The sequence below is a fragment of the Mesorhizobium sp. M4B.F.Ca.ET.089.01.1.1 genome (genome assembly GCF_004022605.1).
In the GTDB taxonomy this organism is placed as follows: domain Bacteria; phylum Pseudomonadota; class Alphaproteobacteria; order Rhizobiales; family Rhizobiaceae; genus Mesorhizobium; species Mesorhizobium abyssinicae.
This window is the reverse complement of record NZ_RZOS01001251.1, coordinates 1-563: the sequence shown is the minus strand read 5'-3', so window position 1 is coordinate 563 and position 563 is coordinate 1. Positions and strand designations below refer to the sequence as shown.

Below are 563 nucleotides of genomic sequence, written 5' to 3'. Positions count from 1 at the left end.
GGTCATCGCAAGCGATATATTTAACAATGTTCCACCTGGCAGAAGGTTCGACATCATATTTTGGAACTACCCGTCGAGCTACGCTCCAGAAGATTACGAGTTTGTCCACGACCTCGAAGGTGGTGCGATCGATCCAGGGTACAACTTGCTCGAGAGATTTCTTTCAGATGGCCCAAGGTTCCTTACGGAATCAGGTCGTATCGTTCTTGGGTTCGGCACTAATGCCCGTGACGACCTTCTTGAAAAGATTGCGGGTTCAAATGATCTCACATCTGTGCTTCTGCGAGCCGGGACCTATCCCGACGTCAAAGTAACTTACAGGCTGTTCTCAATATCAAAGAAGGCCACAAGCGCATGATGCCCGAGCTGATGCGCATTGCGTTGGTCGCCATTTCGCGCAATCGGAGCAAAGATAGCTGGGTAGCGGGCAGTAGCGTCCTTTCGCAGTTCATCCAGCGTGCGCCGAACGACATTGACATTCATCATGTCAATTTGGCCGCATTCAATCAGGCTGTGGATAAGGATACCAGGGCTCTGGCGGACGCGGGGTTCTCCATTGCCAC

The 563-nt window shown here is 51.7% G+C and carries 2 pseudogenes; both read left to right on the top strand.

From position 1 onward, the window contains the following. Nucleotides 1–358 (top strand): annotated as a pseudogene (locus EN780_RS39440) (methyltransferase); the annotation flags it as partial. Further along, a pseudogene (locus EN780_RS40035) lies at nucleotides 355–563 on the top strand (hypothetical protein); the annotation flags it as partial. The pseudogenes EN780_RS39440 and EN780_RS40035, both read left to right, overlap by 4 nt.